Here is a 14,431-nt window from a genome sequence, read left to right on the forward strand (position 1 = left end):
ATTCAATTATAGCAGGAGTCCCTGCCGAGGAACCACCCCTGTTCGCGTCTTTGATGAGACTCGCGATTTGGGGGTTACAAGCGCGTAACTTCCAGGTACAGTGAAGATCGATTGTGATCTGACGAACCTTCTGAAACATGACACAGCGATATGTGTTGCCCCGAGTCCGAGGCTCGCCCGTATGACCGCGGGATGGCGCTCCGGCAGGGATTCACCGGGGTTGGAGACGACCACCATCGCCGAGGGGGTCGGTGTGCAGCCAGGCCATCCTCGAGCACCGGAAGAACCGGGTTATAGATGAGCGTCTTGAGGGATGGCTGAGGAATTGTGTGCACTGATGGAAGTGATCGACAGGTGAGAGTGAGCGAACGGCCGCTGCGGCGCAGTCTGCGAGACGACTCATGATCCAAACCGTCGCCATTTCGATGATCGCCTATGCCGGGGTGGCCGTTTTCATCATCATCCTGCTGCTGTCGAAGGCCGATTACGGACGATCGTGGCGCGATCGCAGAGATGCCGCACGGATGGGATTCTTCGTCCCCGTCTGGCCCCTGTTGGTGCTGTACCTGATCGTCCGTGCAGTGACGCGCATGTGGCAATTGGCCGACTGGGGACGGGCGCGCGGGCCTCAGGCACACAGGCGATAAGACACAGAGGCGAGGCGCGCTCCTCAACGCGGTTCGTGACAGTTCAACCCGGTTCGTGTCAGTCGTTGGACGTCCGCGAGTAGGCGATGAGCGCCCGGTACAGATCGAGCGGTGTGCAGTTCGCGCCCTTCGCCAGTGACTTCACTAATTTCCGATAGGCCTGATAGTCCGTCTGATTCGGGTTGATCGATTCGATCAGGCCGAACTCGTGCAGGACCCCCGTGGCACGTGAGTCCATGATGGCGAACTTCTTCGGGTTGAACACCGTGAGCAGGGTGCTGGCCAACGGCCTGCCGACACCAGGGAGCACCGTGAGGAACGGCAACCGCAGGTGATTCGGTGTGTCCTCGTTCAGGGCCACCGCGCTCACATATTCGATGTCATCGGAGTCGAGGCCGTCGAAGGTCGCCCGTGCGGCGACGGACTTCCACTCGGCAACCTTGAGGAAGTGCTTGCGCTTGTAGGCCTCACGTTTGACGACCCTCGGTCCGATGGAATCGAAGATCTCAGCCTCGGCCTCCGTGACCGTGTACTGAGGCTCGAATCGCAGCACGAAGGCCGTGTCGATGACGCCGCTGGAATCAGATTCTGTGATGGAGGTCATGACGTGATTGTACAGACGGGCATTGACCTGGTGATGAATTTCCGACGACGCTGATTCCCGCAGCACTCCAGCCTCAGTCGTCCTTGTCGAAGGCGCTGAAGTCCTCGACCTTGCGCGGGGTGCCGGCGATGAGCATCTCGTCCTCGGCATACAGCGTCACATCCTGATCCGCGATGTCCCAGTGCTCGTCGCCGCTGCGCCTGAACGCCACGACCGTCACACCGTACGTGCCGCGCAGATCGAAGGACCCCAGGGGCGAGTCGGAGAAGCGCGTCGGTGGAGTCGTGCGAGCCAGTACGAAGTCATCGCTGATCGGCAGGAAGTCCGACATATGTCCGCGGATCAGATGGGCCAGACGGCGACCCATGTCGTTATCCGGCCGGATCACGTTCTCGATGCCGAGCTGATCGAGGATCTCCGCATGCGTCTGGCTGATCGCCTTGGCCCAGATGTGTCGGTTCCCGATCTTCAGGATCTTGGAAGCGGTGAGGATGCTGGCCTCGAGATCGCTGCCGATGGCAATCACCACCCGGCTGACTTCGTCGATTCCGAGCTGGCGCAGAACAGCCTCGTCGGTGGAGTCGGCCCGCGATACGAAGGCCAGCGTCTCCGCGTAGTGGGCCACGACTGCCTCGTCGATATCGATGCCGATGACGTCGACACCGTGAGCGGCGAGCTCGGATGCCAGCGATCCGCCGAAGCGCCCCAGACCGATGACGGCAACCGCACCGTGCTGCGCCAGCGGAGCGGGATCACCCAGGAAGAACGCGGCCGGCCTCGCTCGCCAGGATTTCGTATTCATATCAGTGTCCTTTCTCAGCCGATCAGTGGTCGTTCGACGGGCAGTTCGTAGCGGATCGTCCTGGCCCTCAACGCCAGCGCCGAGGCGACGGTCACGGGGCCCAGTCGGCCGAGGACCATGGCCAGGATGAGCACCCCTTGGCTCAGTCCGGACAGCCCGGAGGTGATGCCGGTCGACAAACCCACGTTCGCAAAGGCGGAGATGACTTCGAAGAGCACTCGGTCCAATCCCAGCTCGGGAGCGTCGAGCATGAGTACCGTCGTGGACAGAGCAACGAGGCTCAGGGCGAGGACGATCACGGTCGTCGCCTGCCGGTGCGCCGATTCGGCCACGCGGGCTCCGAAGAGGTTCGCCTTCGTTCCGCCGGTGACTTCGGCCCAGGTGATCGCCAGGAGCACCATGACTGTCGTGATCTTGACACCGCCGGCAGTGCCCGCCGGTCCACCGCCGACGAACATGAGGATGTCCATGCCGAACCAGGTTGCCGAGTGCAGCTGCGAAATGTCGACGGAGCTGAAGCCCGCGGTCCGCGTCGTCGTCGACTGGAACGCCGCGGTCTGCAGCTTGCCCCACCAGTCGAGGTGGCCGAGAGTGCCGGGATTGTTCCATTCGATGGCGGCGATGAAGGCTGTGCCGCCGAGGAGGAGGACCGGCGTGACGACGATGACGGCCCGGGTCGTCATGGACCATTTCAGAGGCATCCTGTAGTGCCGGAAGAGTTCGATGAGCACCGGGTACCCCAGTCCGCCCAGAATGGCTCCGAGGGCGATGGGCGCACACACGAAGGGGTCGGTGGCGTAGGCGGCGAGGCTGTCGGACTTCAACGCGAAGCCGGCGTTGTTGAATGCGGAGACCGCGTGGAAGACCGCATCCCAGAATGCCCCGCCCGGCGGCTCGTCGTAGTGGAGGAAGAAGCGCAGGAACAGCGCCGAGGTGATCGCGAGTTCCGTGGCCACCGTGAGGCCGATGATCCGCAGCACCATGGGTCGGATGCCGCCGATGTGGGAGCTCTTCGCCTCGGCCGCGACCGATTCCCGGAGGCGAAGCCCGACCTTACCGGCGACGAGCATGGCCAACAGAGTGGTGAGGAGGAGGATGCCGAGTCCACCGGCCTGGATCAGTCCGAGGATCACGGCTTGGCCGAAGAATGTGAAGTCCCCGCCGACGGAGAGGACCTCCAGCCCGGTCACGCTGATCGCCGAGGTGGCGGTGAAGAGTGCGGACAAAAGTGAGATTCCGCCCGGAGTCGTGGTGGCAGAGGGCATCATCAGCAATCCGGTGCCGATGATGAGCGCAGCCAGGTACGTCACGACCACACGGTCGATGGCGTTGCGATGAGGATTGTGCACGTGCCCGGACCTAGCCACGACGCATCAGCACGGCTTCCGCGGTTGTCACCATGGCCCAACAGTACAACTTGCCTGCGAGCTTCGGAGAGACCGCTGGAACGGGAGCTCCTCGGGCGGCATGGCGGGGCTGAGTGAAAGCTGTGAACGACTACGATGTCACCGTAGTGCGCAATCCCCAGCAGGCTGTCCCCGCAGCCAGGAGAATGTCATGGCAGAGAACTTCCCCGCTCGTGACGAGCCGTCGATGGCTCGTGCCGAGCCGCTCTTCGGTGCCGAGGCATCGGCCCGCCGCGATCGGCCACTGAGTGATCGCGTGAGAGCCAGGGCACGGACGATGGAACGAGGCAAGAGGGGCATCCTCGCCAACACGATCCGTCACGTGATCAGTGACCAGGGGCTCGACCTGGCAGCGGGTCTGGCGTTCTATGCGCTGCTGTCAATGGCACCGGCCACTCTTGCCCTCGTGTCGATGCTCGGTGTGATCGGGGAGGCGAAGTCCACCACCGAGGCGGTCCTGGGCTTGGCCTCGGACCTGTCGACCGAAGCCGCCGAGGCGATCCGTCCGATCGTGTCCGAGCTGGTGTCGACCCCGGCTGCCGGTCTCACTCTCATCGTCAGCCTCATCATCGCAATCTGGTCGTCGTCGAAGTACGTCGGTGCCTTCGGGCGGGCGGCGAACAAGGCATACTCCGTGCAGGAGAGCCGTCCCCTGTGGAAGCTCAAGCCGATGATGCTGCTGATCACTCTGGTGCTGCTGCTCCTCATGGGCGCACTCGGTCTGCTGCTCGTGGTCTCCGGTCCCATCGCGGAGTCGCTTGGCCGGCTGGTCGGCTTGGGGCCGGTAGCGGTGATGGTCTGGAGCATCGCCAGATGGCCGGTAGTGATCTTCTTCGTCATGCTCATGATCGCCCTTCTGTACTATGCGACCCCGAATGTGAAGAAGGCGAAGTTCCGCTGGTCGAGCATCGGTGCGTTCATTGCACTCCTCACAGTCGTCATCGTGTCTCTCGGATTCGTCGTCTACATCAACAATTTCGACAACTACAACGCCACCTACGGTGCAATCGGGGGCGTGATCGTCGGATTCGCCTGGCTGTGGATGGTGAATCTGGCGCTCATCTTCGGCGCCGAACTCGACGCTGAGATCGAACGACGGGCAACCTCGGCGTGAGAGAACCGGACTTCGGCCCGGAGCGCTCGGTGCCGTATGGTCAAATCATGAGCTCAGACCGGTCCGATGCCTCGACATTCACCCCAGCACTATTGGGCCTGGTGTGGACGGCGATGTTCGGATTCTCCGCGTTCTTCTTCAGCTATTCGACGATGGTCTCGATCGCTTCCATCAATGGGCTCTCAACCGTCACCGGCGGATCGGTGCTGACGACGATGATGATCGGCGTCATTGCCGTCCAGCCCGTCGCCCCCTGGGCAGGCCGGGTGTTGGGGCTCAAGGGCGCCCTGTTCTTGGCCCTGGGTCTGCAGCTGCTGGGACAGATCCTCGGGCTCATCGTGTCCGCGCCGCTGCTCGGCCTCGTGCTGGCCGGACTGTGCGGGGGAGTGGGCTTCGGCCTCTTCGTCGTCCTGGCCAATGCCGCTGTGCCGGCCACGACCTCCCCGGGGCGCATCGGCAAGGCGCTGGGGATCTTCGGCGGGATCACCTCGTTGGCGGCCGCTCTCGGAGCACCGCTGGGCCTATGGCTGGTCGGCACGGTTCCCGTATGGACCTTCCGCGTGATCGTGTGCGCCTCACTTCTCCTCGCGGTGCCGACCGTGATCAAGTATCTCCCCGGCCGAGAGCCCCAGAACGCCGCCGAAACCGACGGCGACTCCGACGTCACCGTCCGCAGCGGCACAGACAGTACAGGCAGCACTGGTAGCTCGGACAACGCCGACGGCACCGACGGGCACCTCTCGCGTCGTCGGAGAGTCCGCAGCATCGGCGAGGTCCTCGGACTGATCGTCATGCTCTCCCCCTTCCTCGTCGGCATGGTCGTCTTCGGTCTCATCGTCGGTTTCGGGCCGCGCGACGGAGTCGCCGGAGCCGCATTGTTCATCGGTGCGATGCAGGTATCGGCCGTGATCGGCCGGTTCGTCGCCGGAGCCATCGCCGACAAATTCTCTCCGTTCGCTCTCAATCTTCTGGGCCTGGGCCTGGCCGTCATCGGACTGGTCGTCACCGTCTTCGTCTTCGGCGGACTGCTCTTCCTCGCGATGATGATCATCGGCCTGGGCCTGGGCACACTGCAGTCAGCGAGCTTGGTGATGGCCTTCTCGACTGTCAGCACGCCGGCGAAGGCCAGCGTCGCCTGGAACATGAATTTCGATATCGGCTTGGCCATCGCCGGTGTCCTCGGCGGGCTCGGCTTCACCTACCTCGGCGACTCGGTGACATTCCTCCTCTGCGCCTTCCTGCTGCTCTTCACCGGAGTCCTCTCCTTGATACTGCAGTCTCTGCGCCGCTCAACCTGAGTTCTTGGCCCCGTCGTCCAGGTCGGCCAGGAGCCCCACAGCGGCTCGCGTGTATTCGCCGATCCAGCGGTCATGGATGCGTTTGATCGGCAATGGAGCCAACGCCAGCTGACGGGTCCTGCCTATGCGTCTCCCGCCGACCAACTCGGCTCTCTCCAAGACGCGGATGTGCTGGAGGACGGTCGTGCGTTCGAGGTCGGAGAATGCGGTGCAGACCTCGCCGGTTGTGCGGGGCTCATCGCGGAGCATGTCGAGGATCCGGCGCCGAGTGGAATTCGCCAGCGCCTTGAACACGGCATCATCACGCTCATCTTCGCTGACACGTGTGGCCATTCCATTTGCAGACGACATGTGGTAAAAATATCACATGAATGATGAGCAGAGCACCAAAGACGCACAGCTGGAAGAGCTGTCTTTCACGGTCATGGGCTACATTTCGAAGACTCCGCATGAGACCTTCGAAGCGGTGGCTGACCCGGAACAGCTCTCGAAGTACTTCACCACCGGGGGAGCGCGGGGTCGACTGGAGCCCGGCGCCGAGGTGACCTGGGACTTCGCGGATTTCCCCGGTCGGTTCCCGGTCGAGGTCATCGAGTCCGTTCAGGACGAGAAGATCGTCATCGCGTGGGAAGGGACCGAGCACGCCACAGCGAAGTCCACGACGACGACCTTCGAGTTCTCGCCTGTCGACGACGGGACTCGGACCCTCGTGACGGTCACCGAGAAATCGTGGAAGACCACAGTTGGGGGAGCTGAGGGTGCCTTCGGCAACTGCATGGGCTGGACGGGAATGCTCGCGGCGATGAAGGCCTGGGTCGAATACGGCATCGATCTGCGCGAAGGCTTCTACAAATAGCCGCTCCGCTCGGCCCGGTTCAGCCAGCCCCGCCCGGCCTGGTTCCGCCGGTGGGTTCTGCCCGACTCAGCCCGGTGTGTTCGCGCCGTGCGAGTTCTTGATGAAGAAGGATCCGACGATGCCGAAGATCCCGATGACGGCGGCGACGAAGAAGGCGACATCGGCGCCGTGAACCAGCCCCTCGACTCCGTAGACTTCCGGGTCGCGAGCCGCGGAGACCATGATGGTGACCAGGACTGCGGTACCCACCGAGGCGGCGATCTGGCGGAAGGTGTTGTTCAGTGCCGTGCCGTGTGGAATGAGGCTCTGCGGCAGCTGATTGAGCGCTGCTGTCGTCACCGGCATCATCACCATAGCCACTCCGAACATGCGGATCGTGTTGACCACGGCGAGGAAGGTGAACGAGGTGTCGGCCTCGAGGTCGGCGAAGAGGAATGTGGTGACGGTGAGCAGGGTGAACCCGGCAACGGCCAGCCACCTTGCCCCGATGGCGTCGAATACTCGTCCGGTGACCGGCGACATCAACCCCATCACCGCTGCGCCGGGCAGAAGCACCAGGCCCGATTCCATGGCGGTGAAGTCGTTCATGTTCTGCATGTAGAGCGGCAGGATCATCATGCCGCCGATCATGACGATGAAGACGCACATGCCCAGGGCCGTGTTGAGGGTGAACATGCGGTAGCGCAGCACTCGGAACTCGAGCATCGGCCGGTCCAACTTGAGCTGGCGCGGAATGAAGATAGCCAGAGCGACCACGCCGATGACCAGAGGGATGATGACCTCTGGGCTCAGCCATCCTGCGTCGCCGGCGGTTCCGAAGCCGAACAGCAGTCCGCCGAAGCCGAATGTCGACAGGATGATCGAGGGGACGTCGAGCTTGGGGTATGTGCGTTCGGTGACGTTCTTGAGGATGAAGTAGGCGACGATGATGTCGATGACCGCAATCGGCAACATCATGTAGAAGAGGGTCTCCCACGGCAGGTGGTCGACGATCCAGCCCGAGAGGCTGGGCCCGATGGCCGGAGCGAAGGCGATGACGAGGCCGAACGTGCCCATCGCTGTACCGCGCTTGTCCACAGGGAAGATTGCGAAGAGAATGGTCTGCATCAGCGGCATGATGATGCCGCCGCTCGACGCCTGAATCACGCGTCCGAGGAGAAGGACAGGATAGGTGGGCGCCAGCGCGCAGACCAGTGTGCCGACGATGAACAGCAGCATCGCGGCGAGGAACAGTCCGCGGGTGGTGAACTTCTGGATCAGGAAGGCCGTGATCGGAATCATGATGCCATTGACCAGCATGAAGCTCGTCGTCACCCACTGCGCAGCGCTGGCCGTGATGTCGAAGGACCGCATGAATGCGGGCAGTGCAGTGTTGAGCAGGGTCTGGTTGAGGATGATGACGAAGGCACCAGAGACGAGAACTGCGAGAACCACATTCCGGTTGAACGGCTTGCCATCGGCTGCCGTGCTCTGAGCATTATCCTCTTTTGTCAATGAAGTTCCTTCTCTCCCCTGATTGATTGCCCTCACCGGCCCGGTGGGCGACAGCTCTGGTCCGTCTGAGCGCACCGCGTCTGTCGGCGACCGCGCCGTGCGAGTCTACTCTCCATGTATCCGACCTCTGTGAACAGGGTATCGGCACGGGGCAAGACGCGGGTGTCATGGAGATGTCTCGGAGGCGACCGGTCGGACTCAGTCCACCGCCGAGGTGATAGCTGAGATTTTCAGTCTCATCGCCTCGGCGATCCGCGGAATGCTATGAGATTGCAGGGTAAGTTGTCGGTGTCGAAAGGATGTGCACAATGATTCGCGGCGCATGGGGTTCGTTCGGACGATTCCTGTTGCTGACGACCGGTATCGGTGCCATAGCCGCACTGGGTCTGTACGTGTTCAACTCCCCTCCTGTCAGCTTCTCGAAGTGTTGGAGGGGCTGGCCTACGTTCTCTTCTTTCTCGTGCCTGGTGCCGGGCTGGGGCTGATTGTCGGACTACCGGCCTATGGCGCGCTTCGACTCGGCAGCAGACCTGGCGAGAGCGCTCGGGTGGCCGACACTGACAGCCGGAATACTCACTGGTGCCGCGTCATACCTCGTTGTCGAACCCCGCGACGACAGCACAGAGCTGACCCGAGGGCGCAACAGCGGCAATCAGCAGTAATTCGCAGCCGAGGCAGTGAGTTGAAGCAGCTGCCCGATCACACGATCCGGGTCGGTGGGGACTTGGTCTTCGAGGGATTCGTTTCGGGCAGATCACCGAGGGCATCATCGATGCGGGAGAGCGCCTCGGCGTCGAGCTTCACACCGGCTGCGGCGACGTTCGATTCCACCTGCTCGGGACGGGAGGCGCCGACGAGTGCGGTTGCGACGTTGTCGTTGGCCAGCACCCAGGCGATTGCGAGCTGGGCCATCGTCAGTCCCAGATCGGCCGCGATCGGTTCCAACTTGGCCACGCCGTTGAGGATCTCATCGTTGAGGTAGCGGTCGGTGATCATGTCCTTGCCGCCGTTCTCATCGGTGGCACGAGACCCGGACGGTGCAGGCTGCCCCGGCTTGTATTTGCCGGTGAGCACGCCCTGGGCGATCGGCGACCACACGACCTGCGAGATCCCGAGCTCTCGCGAAGCTGGAACGACCTGGGGCTCGATGACGCGCCAGAGCATGTTGTACTGCGGTTGGTTGGACACGAGCTGGATGCCGAGGTCGCGGGCCAGATAGTGCGCGGCACGCAGCTGATCGGCGTTCCACTCGCTCACGCCGATGTAGAGGGCCTTGCCGGCGCGCACGACATCCGCGAAGGCCTGCATGGTCTCTTCCAGCGGGGTCTCGTAGTCGTAGCGGTGGGCCTGATAGAGGTCGACGTAGTCGGTGCCGAGGCGCGACAGCGAGCCGTTGATCGACTCCATGATGTGCTTGCGGGACAGGCCGGTGTCGTTGTGTCCCTTGGGTCCGGTGGGGAAGTAGACCTTGGTGAAGATCTCCAGGGACTCGCGACGCTGTCCCTTGAGGGCATCGCCGAGGACCTGCTCGGCCACAGTGTTCGCGTACACGTCGGCGGTGTCGAAGGTCGAGATGCCTGCGTCGAGAGCCGCGTGAACGCACTTCGTTGCGGTGTCGTTTTCCACCTGGGAACCGTGCGTGAGCCAGTTTCCGTAGGTGATCTCCGAGATCTTCAGGCCGCTGTTTCCAAGATATCTGTGCTCCATGGATCCAGCCTACTGCTGGGCGGGCGGAGTGGACACCCCTCGCCGGAGCATCGTCGAATCGAAGGCTGCCGATGACCTCGCCGAGGTGGCCGCGGGCGGTGCATTCTCCGCGAGGTGGCCGTGCAGAACGTTGGCAAACCCGGCCGAGTCGCCCGCGCGCAGGTGCTCGACCAGCGAGACATGTTCGGCGATGATCTCCTCGCATCGGTCGAGGAGTCGATCTCCGGAGGCGAAGAGGATGAAGCGGTGCCGATCGGAGAGCTGCGAATACAGTTCCAGCATCACCTGGTTGTCGCCGGCCTCGACGAAGCCGCGATGGAACTCGAGCGTCAGGTCGATGAAGGCGGCGATGTTCCCGGCGTCGAAGGCCTCCCGCTGAGCTTGGATCGAGGCTTCGAGCTCAGCGGCGAGTTTCTGTCGCAGTGCATCCGGAGCCCGGTCGACGGCCGTCGTCTCCAGCACGAACCGGGCGTCGGCGAGTTCGGCCACGGTGCGCTCGTCGACTCCCTGGACGATGGCCCCGCGCTTGGGGTAGATGACGATCCACCCCTCATCCTGCAGCCGAGCCAGAGCGACCCGCACCGGTGTGCGGCTGACCTCGAGCTCGGTGGCCAAACCTGCCTCGCCCAGCATGGTCCCGGGCTGGTGGGTGCCGTTGAGGATCTGCGCGCGGATGAGCTGATAGGCGCGCTCGGCCGCGCTCGGGGTCTCGCCGCTGCTGGTCGTGGCCACCGAATTCTCCTCGTGTGCTGCAGATAGTGTCATGTCCGAGCCAGATGATCATCGATCGCTCGGGTCGGGGTGTTTGGACTCAAGCTACCTGAGATGTCGCTTCAATCCGCATATGACGCCTCTGCAGTGCTTTCGTTTGGATCGGCAGGTGCCATCTGCCCGGGCCAGCGCATCAGAGGTATCGCCCGGATCGAGAACGCCAGGGCGATGAGGAGGACGACTGTGGCCATCATGTTGATCCACAGGAAGCCTCCGGCCTGCAGCACCGTGCCCGCCATGGCGGCCATGAGTGCACCGCCGAGGTTCATCGCCGAATCCGATGCGCCCTGCAGGGTGACTTTCGCATGGCGGGGCACCGAGGCTGTGAGCAACGCCGATCCGCCGATGAGGAACATCGACCAGCCGATGCCGAGGAAGATGAGTGCCGTGCTCAACAGGACCATGGAGGAGACCTCGGCCGCGGCATCGACGACGCCCAGGGTGATTGCAGCGGCGAAGACGGCGACCCCGCCGGCGATGACCGTTCCCGGCCCGAAGCGATCGGCCATCCATCCGAACACGGGGGAGAGGGCGTACATGCCGGCGATGTGGACGCTGACGACGATGCCGATCGCGCCGAGGGAGAAGGCCTGGTGGTCCATGTGCACAGGGGTCATGACCATGACGTTGGTCATCATCATCTGCCCGGCGATGATCGTGATCATCGCAAACAGGGGAACGGGGCGAGCAGCGGCGAAGCGCAGCGCCGGACCCAGCTTCATCGTCGCTGGCTCTGTCGTTGATTGGCCGGACTCGGCGACCGCCTCGGCGACACCGGGTGTGATCTTCCTGGTCAACGTCGATGCGACCAGGGTCGCCAGTCCGAATGCGGTCATCGAGATCAGGTAAGGCCCGGCCAGTTCGTTCATGCCCAGAGCCGCGCCGAGGTGCGCCCCAGGGGCGGTGAAGCTGGGCCCGAGCACGGACCCGACCGTCGTCGCCCACACCACCAGCGACATGGCCCGCCCGGCAGCCGAAGGATCGACGAGGTCGACCGCGGCGTAGCGGGCCTGCAGGCCGGAGGCCGTCGACGACCCGCACATCATCATGCCCAGCATGAACAGGGGCAGGAATTGCAGTGCGACGCCAAGGAGGACGACCGTGGCGCCCAGCGTGCCGATGCCGAATCCCAGCGTCAGCGCGGTTCGACGTCCGGCCTTGCCAGCCAGCACGGCGAGGGGGTAGGCGATGAGCCCGGCACCGAGGATGACGCTCATCTGCGCGATGCCCGCCATCGAGGTCTTGCCCGTGATCTCCTCGGCCAGCAGACCGCCGACCGCGTAGCCGGAGGCGATTCCGGCTCCGGAGAGCAGCTGCGCGGTGATCAGCTTGGCCTGTGCGCGAGTGCGGGTCTTCATCGACGCCTTCCGTTATTCCTGTCAGCTATCCACACAACGTATCTTGGATCCATCTTGGATACAAGATGGTCTGACCCTCGCCGAGGCGGCTGATCGTGGTGCTGCTGCGACGTCGCGGGTGCGCCAAGGGCTTCAGAGGCGGGAGGTTCTGAAACCGACCGAGGACTGCGCGAGGACTATGACGGCCAAGCCGATCACCGGGACCACGGGTGAGGCGGCGGTCTCCAGGCCGAAGCCGAAGGCCAAGGGTCCGATCGCCGCCAGCGCTACGCCGACCGCCGAGGTCACTGCCGACACCGAGGCGGTGTGGGCAGGTGAGCGCCCGAACTTCACGATCTGGTCGTAGGAGGCACCGAGGCACAGCCCTTGTGAGACTCCGAGCAGGATGGTGGTAGGCAGGGCTCCGGCCGAGTTCAGCGTCAGCAGCAGGAGCAGACCGATGACGGCGAGCACCGGAGCCAGGGGTGCGATGAAGCGTGAGAGTCGGCCGCGCAGGGCGATCGGTGCGATGAGGCCGAAGGGGATCGCGACGATGCTGATGAGAGAGGTGTACGCACCGGCCGCCTGAGCCGACATCCCGTCCATGACGAAGACCGAGGGCAGCCATGCCGAGGTGGTGTAGAACGTCAGTGACGTGGCGCCGAGGAACAGTGCGAGGAGCCACACATTGGCATCGGTGACCACAGCTTTGGCGCGGTGGTCGCCGCCGGTCCCAGAGGCAGCGGGGTCTCTGTGCGGTCCCGATGACGCGGCGACGTGAGGGGTGCGGACGTAGACGAGCCACAGGGTCAGAGCGATCACCGAGCACAGCGCCCAGGTCAGCAGAGTGCCGCGCCAGTTGAGTCCTGTGACCTCCCGGATCGGAATCGTCAGGCCCAGAGCCAGAGCGGGGCCGAGGCTCAGCGACATCGAGTAGGTTCCGGTCAATCGCGAACGGATCCCGGCTCGTTCGGCATTGATGATCGAAGGGACGAGGACGGTGACGATGGCGATCGAGAACCCCAGGAGTCCCGTCCCGATCAGCAGCGGAACGTCCCCGGGGACCGACCTCAGGGCCATGCTTGCGACGATGGCCACGAGCGACAGGCTGACGGTCCGACTGCGGCCCAATCGATTCGCCAATGCCGGAGCGATGGGAGCGGCCAGCAGGGTGAGGACGAGAGGGATTGACGTCAGCAGAGACAGGAACGTCTCCCCATGCCCGGTATCGACTTTCATCGTCGGCACCAGCGGTGCCAGAGAGATCGTCGGAATCCGCAGGCTGAGCCCGATGAGGAGGACCGAGGCGATGGCGACGATCGCAGCGGCTGCAGATCGGGAGGGAAGCGGCCGAGGGTCGGGCGTTGAGGGATCGTCAGACATTGCTCGTCATCTTAGCCCTGCATCACTCGTGGCCGGGCGCACTTCCGGCCAGGACCGCCTCGGTGACCACACGCGAGCCGACCTTGCCGGTGGCGTCTTCGCGCCGAGGGCGTCGTTGCCGTCGGCAAACGAGGCACGGCTTGCCCGCCGAGGTGGCAGTGGGGTGAGATAGGCAGGTGGATTTACTGGGATTGGTGCTCGTCGGCTGCCTTGTCGGGCTGACGACTGTGCTGTTCGGGTTCGGCGGAGGCTTCGTCACCGTCCCGATCATCACCCTTGTCCAAGCGGACCTCGGCAGTGACACTGCACGGGTGGCCGCAGCCACCTCGGCGCTGGTGATGCTCGTCAATGCCGTCGTCTCTACTCTCTCGACCAAGCGCGAGACCCTGGCCCACCTCAAGGGGGAGTGGTGGCTGTTCATCCTCCTCGCCGCAGGTGGGGCGTTCGGGGCCTTCTGTGCCAAATTCGCGCCGGAGACGCTGCTGAAATGGGGCTTCGTCATCTACATCGCCGTGACCGCGATCGACCTGCTCGCCCGCCCCGGCTTCTTCCGCCGCGGAGCGGCGAAGGCCCGTGACACGGTGAAGGCCGGCGGTGGCTCGGGCGCAGACGGTGAGGACCTGGGTGATGGCGGTCGCGGAATTGCTGCGCTGTTCGGATTCCCGATCGGTGGCCTGGCCTCATTCCTCGGCGTCGGCGGCAGCGTGATGACAGTCCCGATGATGCGTCGGTCCGGGGCGACGATGACTGTGGCGACGACGCTGGCCAACCCTCTGACCTTGGTGATCATGCTCCCCGCGGTCCTCGTCACGATCACCGCCCATGCCTCCACCGAGGTCTCGGGAATGGTCGGTTCCGTGGACCTGCGATCGGCGCTGGCCCTCCTCATCGGCGCTATCCCGTTGATCGTGCTGCTGCGTCGCCGCGTGCCCAAGATCCCGGAGATCATCCACGCCTGGGGCTACGTCATCCTCCTCATCACCGCCGGGGCCGTCGTCGCCGTGTCCTGACC

Annotated in this window: 14 protein-coding genes; 5 read left to right on the top strand and 9 right to left on the bottom strand. The window is 64.0% G+C overall.

The window, feature by feature from the left end:
• The first annotated feature begins 401 nt into the window (after nucleotides 1-401).
• Nucleotides 402-647, top strand: a complete 246-nt coding sequence (locus BLT92_RS13360) for a hypothetical protein (RefSeq protein WP_092106298.1) — start codon at nucleotides 402-404, stop codon at nucleotides 645-647.
• 58 nt (nucleotides 648-705) lie between these two features.
• Here BLT92_RS13360 and BLT92_RS13365 read toward each other — a convergent pair whose 3' ends face one another.
• The 3 genes from BLT92_RS13365 to BLT92_RS13375 all read right to left on the bottom strand — a co-directional run bounded on the left by BLT92_RS13365 (nucleotide 706) and on the right by BLT92_RS13375 (nucleotide 3,402).
• Nucleotides 706-1,251: a hypothetical protein gene (locus BLT92_RS13365; RefSeq protein WP_172802592.1), complete on the bottom strand. Its 546-nt coding sequence runs from the start codon at nucleotides 1,249-1,251 to the stop codon at nucleotides 706-708.
• A 73-nt stretch (nucleotides 1,252-1,324) separates the two neighbouring features.
• On the bottom strand, nucleotides 1,325-2,053 hold the full coding sequence (locus BLT92_RS13370; RefSeq protein ID WP_092106302.1) for a potassium channel family protein: 729 nt from the start codon (nucleotides 2,051-2,053) through the stop codon (nucleotides 1,325-1,327).
• A 14-nt stretch (nucleotides 2,054-2,067) separates the two neighbouring features.
• Complete coding sequence (locus BLT92_RS13375; RefSeq protein ID WP_231938823.1) at nucleotides 2,068-3,402, bottom strand: TrkH family potassium uptake protein; 1,335 nt, start codon at nucleotides 3,400-3,402, stop codon at nucleotides 2,068-2,070.
• Nucleotides 3,403-3,610: 208 nt separating this feature from the next.
• Here BLT92_RS13375 and BLT92_RS13380 point away from each other — a divergent pair, with 208 nt between their 5' ends.
• Both BLT92_RS13380 and BLT92_RS13385 read left to right on the top strand, forming a co-directional pair.
• Nucleotides 3,611-4,573 (top strand): YihY/virulence factor BrkB family protein, encoded by a 963-nt coding sequence (locus tag BLT92_RS13380; RefSeq protein ID WP_231938824.1) that lies wholly within the window; start codon nucleotides 3,611-3,613, stop codon nucleotides 4,571-4,573.
• Between the two features lie 47 nt (nucleotides 4,574-4,620).
• On the top strand, nucleotides 4,621-5,871 hold the full coding sequence (locus tag BLT92_RS13385; protein ID WP_157691442.1) for an MFS transporter: 1,251 nt from the start codon (nucleotides 4,621-4,623) through the stop codon (nucleotides 5,869-5,871).
• Here the strand turns inward: BLT92_RS13385 and BLT92_RS13390 are convergent.
• The gene (locus BLT92_RS13390; RefSeq protein WP_092106306.1) at nucleotides 5,863-6,222 is read right to left on the bottom strand and encodes an ArsR/SmtB family transcription factor; all 360 of its coding nucleotides are present in this window, start codon (nucleotides 6,220-6,222) and stop codon (nucleotides 5,863-5,865) included. The genes BLT92_RS13385 and BLT92_RS13390 overlap by 9 nt on opposite strands.
• 16 nt (nucleotides 6,223-6,238) lie before the next feature.
• On the opposite strand from BLT92_RS13390, the gene BLT92_RS13395 reads away from it, so the two are divergent.
• Complete coding sequence (locus BLT92_RS13395; protein WP_092106308.1) at nucleotides 6,239-6,727, top strand: SRPBCC domain-containing protein; 489 nt, start codon at nucleotides 6,239-6,241, stop codon at nucleotides 6,725-6,727.
• A gap of 66 nt (nucleotides 6,728-6,793) precedes the next feature.
• Here the strand turns inward: BLT92_RS13395 and BLT92_RS13400 are convergent, their stop codons facing one another.
• The 5 genes from BLT92_RS13400 to BLT92_RS13420 form a co-directional block, all read right to left on the bottom strand.
• Complete coding sequence (locus tag BLT92_RS13400; RefSeq protein WP_172802593.1) at nucleotides 6,794-8,221, bottom strand: MDR family MFS transporter; 1,428 nt, start codon at nucleotides 8,219-8,221, stop codon at nucleotides 6,794-6,796.
• A gap of 699 nt (nucleotides 8,222-8,920) precedes the next feature.
• A complete protein-coding gene (locus BLT92_RS13405; protein WP_092106312.1) occupies nucleotides 8,921-9,928 on the bottom strand; it encodes an aldo/keto reductase family protein in 1,008 nt (335 codons plus the stop codon).
• Between the two features lie 9 nt (nucleotides 9,929-9,937).
• Nucleotides 9,938-10,660: a GntR family transcriptional regulator gene (locus BLT92_RS13410; protein ID WP_231938825.1), complete on the bottom strand. Its 723-nt coding sequence runs from the start codon at nucleotides 10,658-10,660 to the stop codon at nucleotides 9,938-9,940.
• A 101-nt stretch (nucleotides 10,661-10,761) separates the two neighbouring features.
• Nucleotides 10,762-12,057, bottom strand: coding sequence for an MFS transporter (locus tag BLT92_RS13415; RefSeq protein WP_092106316.1), 1,296 nt, complete (start codon nucleotides 12,055-12,057; stop codon nucleotides 10,762-10,764).
• Nucleotides 12,058-12,189: 132 nt separating this feature from the next.
• Nucleotides 12,190-13,419 carry an MFS transporter gene (locus BLT92_RS13420; RefSeq protein WP_092106318.1) on the bottom strand — a complete coding sequence of 410 codons (1,230 nt, stop codon included), beginning with the start codon at nucleotides 13,417-13,419 and terminating at the stop codon, nucleotides 12,190-12,192.
• Nucleotides 13,420-13,595: 176 nt separating this feature from the next.
• Between BLT92_RS13420 and BLT92_RS13425 the strand changes: the two genes are divergently transcribed.
• Complete coding sequence (locus BLT92_RS13425; RefSeq protein WP_092106319.1) at nucleotides 13,596-14,429, top strand: sulfite exporter TauE/SafE family protein; 834 nt, start codon at nucleotides 13,596-13,598, stop codon at nucleotides 14,427-14,429.
• Nucleotides 14,430-14,431 lie beyond the last annotated feature (2 nt).

It is taken from the genome of Brevibacterium picturae (genome assembly GCF_900105045.1).
Classification (GTDB): domain Bacteria; phylum Actinomycetota; class Actinomycetes; order Actinomycetales; family Brevibacteriaceae; genus Brevibacterium; species Brevibacterium picturae.

What these genes read in the sequence shown, in the direction of transcription:
- BLT92_RS13415 (WP_092106316.1), bottom strand. Translation starts at nt 12,057, where the DNA reads ATGAAGACCCGCACTCGCGCACAGGCCAAGCTGATCACCGCGCAGCTG.
- BLT92_RS13405 (WP_092106312.1), bottom strand. Translation starts at nt 9,928, where the DNA reads ATGGAGCACAGATATCTTGGAAACAGCGGCCTGAAGATCTCGGAGATC.
- BLT92_RS13365 (WP_172802592.1), bottom strand. Translation starts at nt 1,251, where the DNA reads ATGACCTCCATCACAGAATCTGATTCCAGCGGCGTCATCGACACGGCC.
- BLT92_RS13385 (WP_157691442.1), top strand. Translation starts at nt 4,621, where the DNA reads ATGAGCTCAGACCGGTCCGATGCCTCGACATTCACCCCAGCACTATTG.
- BLT92_RS13370 (WP_092106302.1), bottom strand. Translation starts at nt 2,053, where the DNA reads ATGAATACGAAATCCTGGCGAGCGAGGCCGGCCGCGTTCTTCCTGGGT.
- BLT92_RS13360 (WP_092106298.1), top strand. Translation starts at nt 402, where the DNA reads ATGATCCAAACCGTCGCCATTTCGATGATCGCCTATGCCGGGGTGGCC.
- BLT92_RS13390 (WP_092106306.1), bottom strand. Translation starts at nt 6,222, where the DNA reads ATGTCGTCTGCAAATGGAATGGCCACACGTGTCAGCGAAGATGAGCGT.
- BLT92_RS13420 (WP_092106318.1), bottom strand. Translation starts at nt 13,419, where the DNA reads ATGTCTGACGATCCCTCAACGCCCGACCCTCGGCCGCTTCCCTCCCGA.
- BLT92_RS13395 (WP_092106308.1), top strand. Translation starts at nt 6,239, where the DNA reads ATGAATGATGAGCAGAGCACCAAAGACGCACAGCTGGAAGAGCTGTCT.
- BLT92_RS13380 (WP_231938824.1), top strand. Translation starts at nt 3,611, where the DNA reads ATGGCAGAGAACTTCCCCGCTCGTGACGAGCCGTCGATGGCTCGTGCC.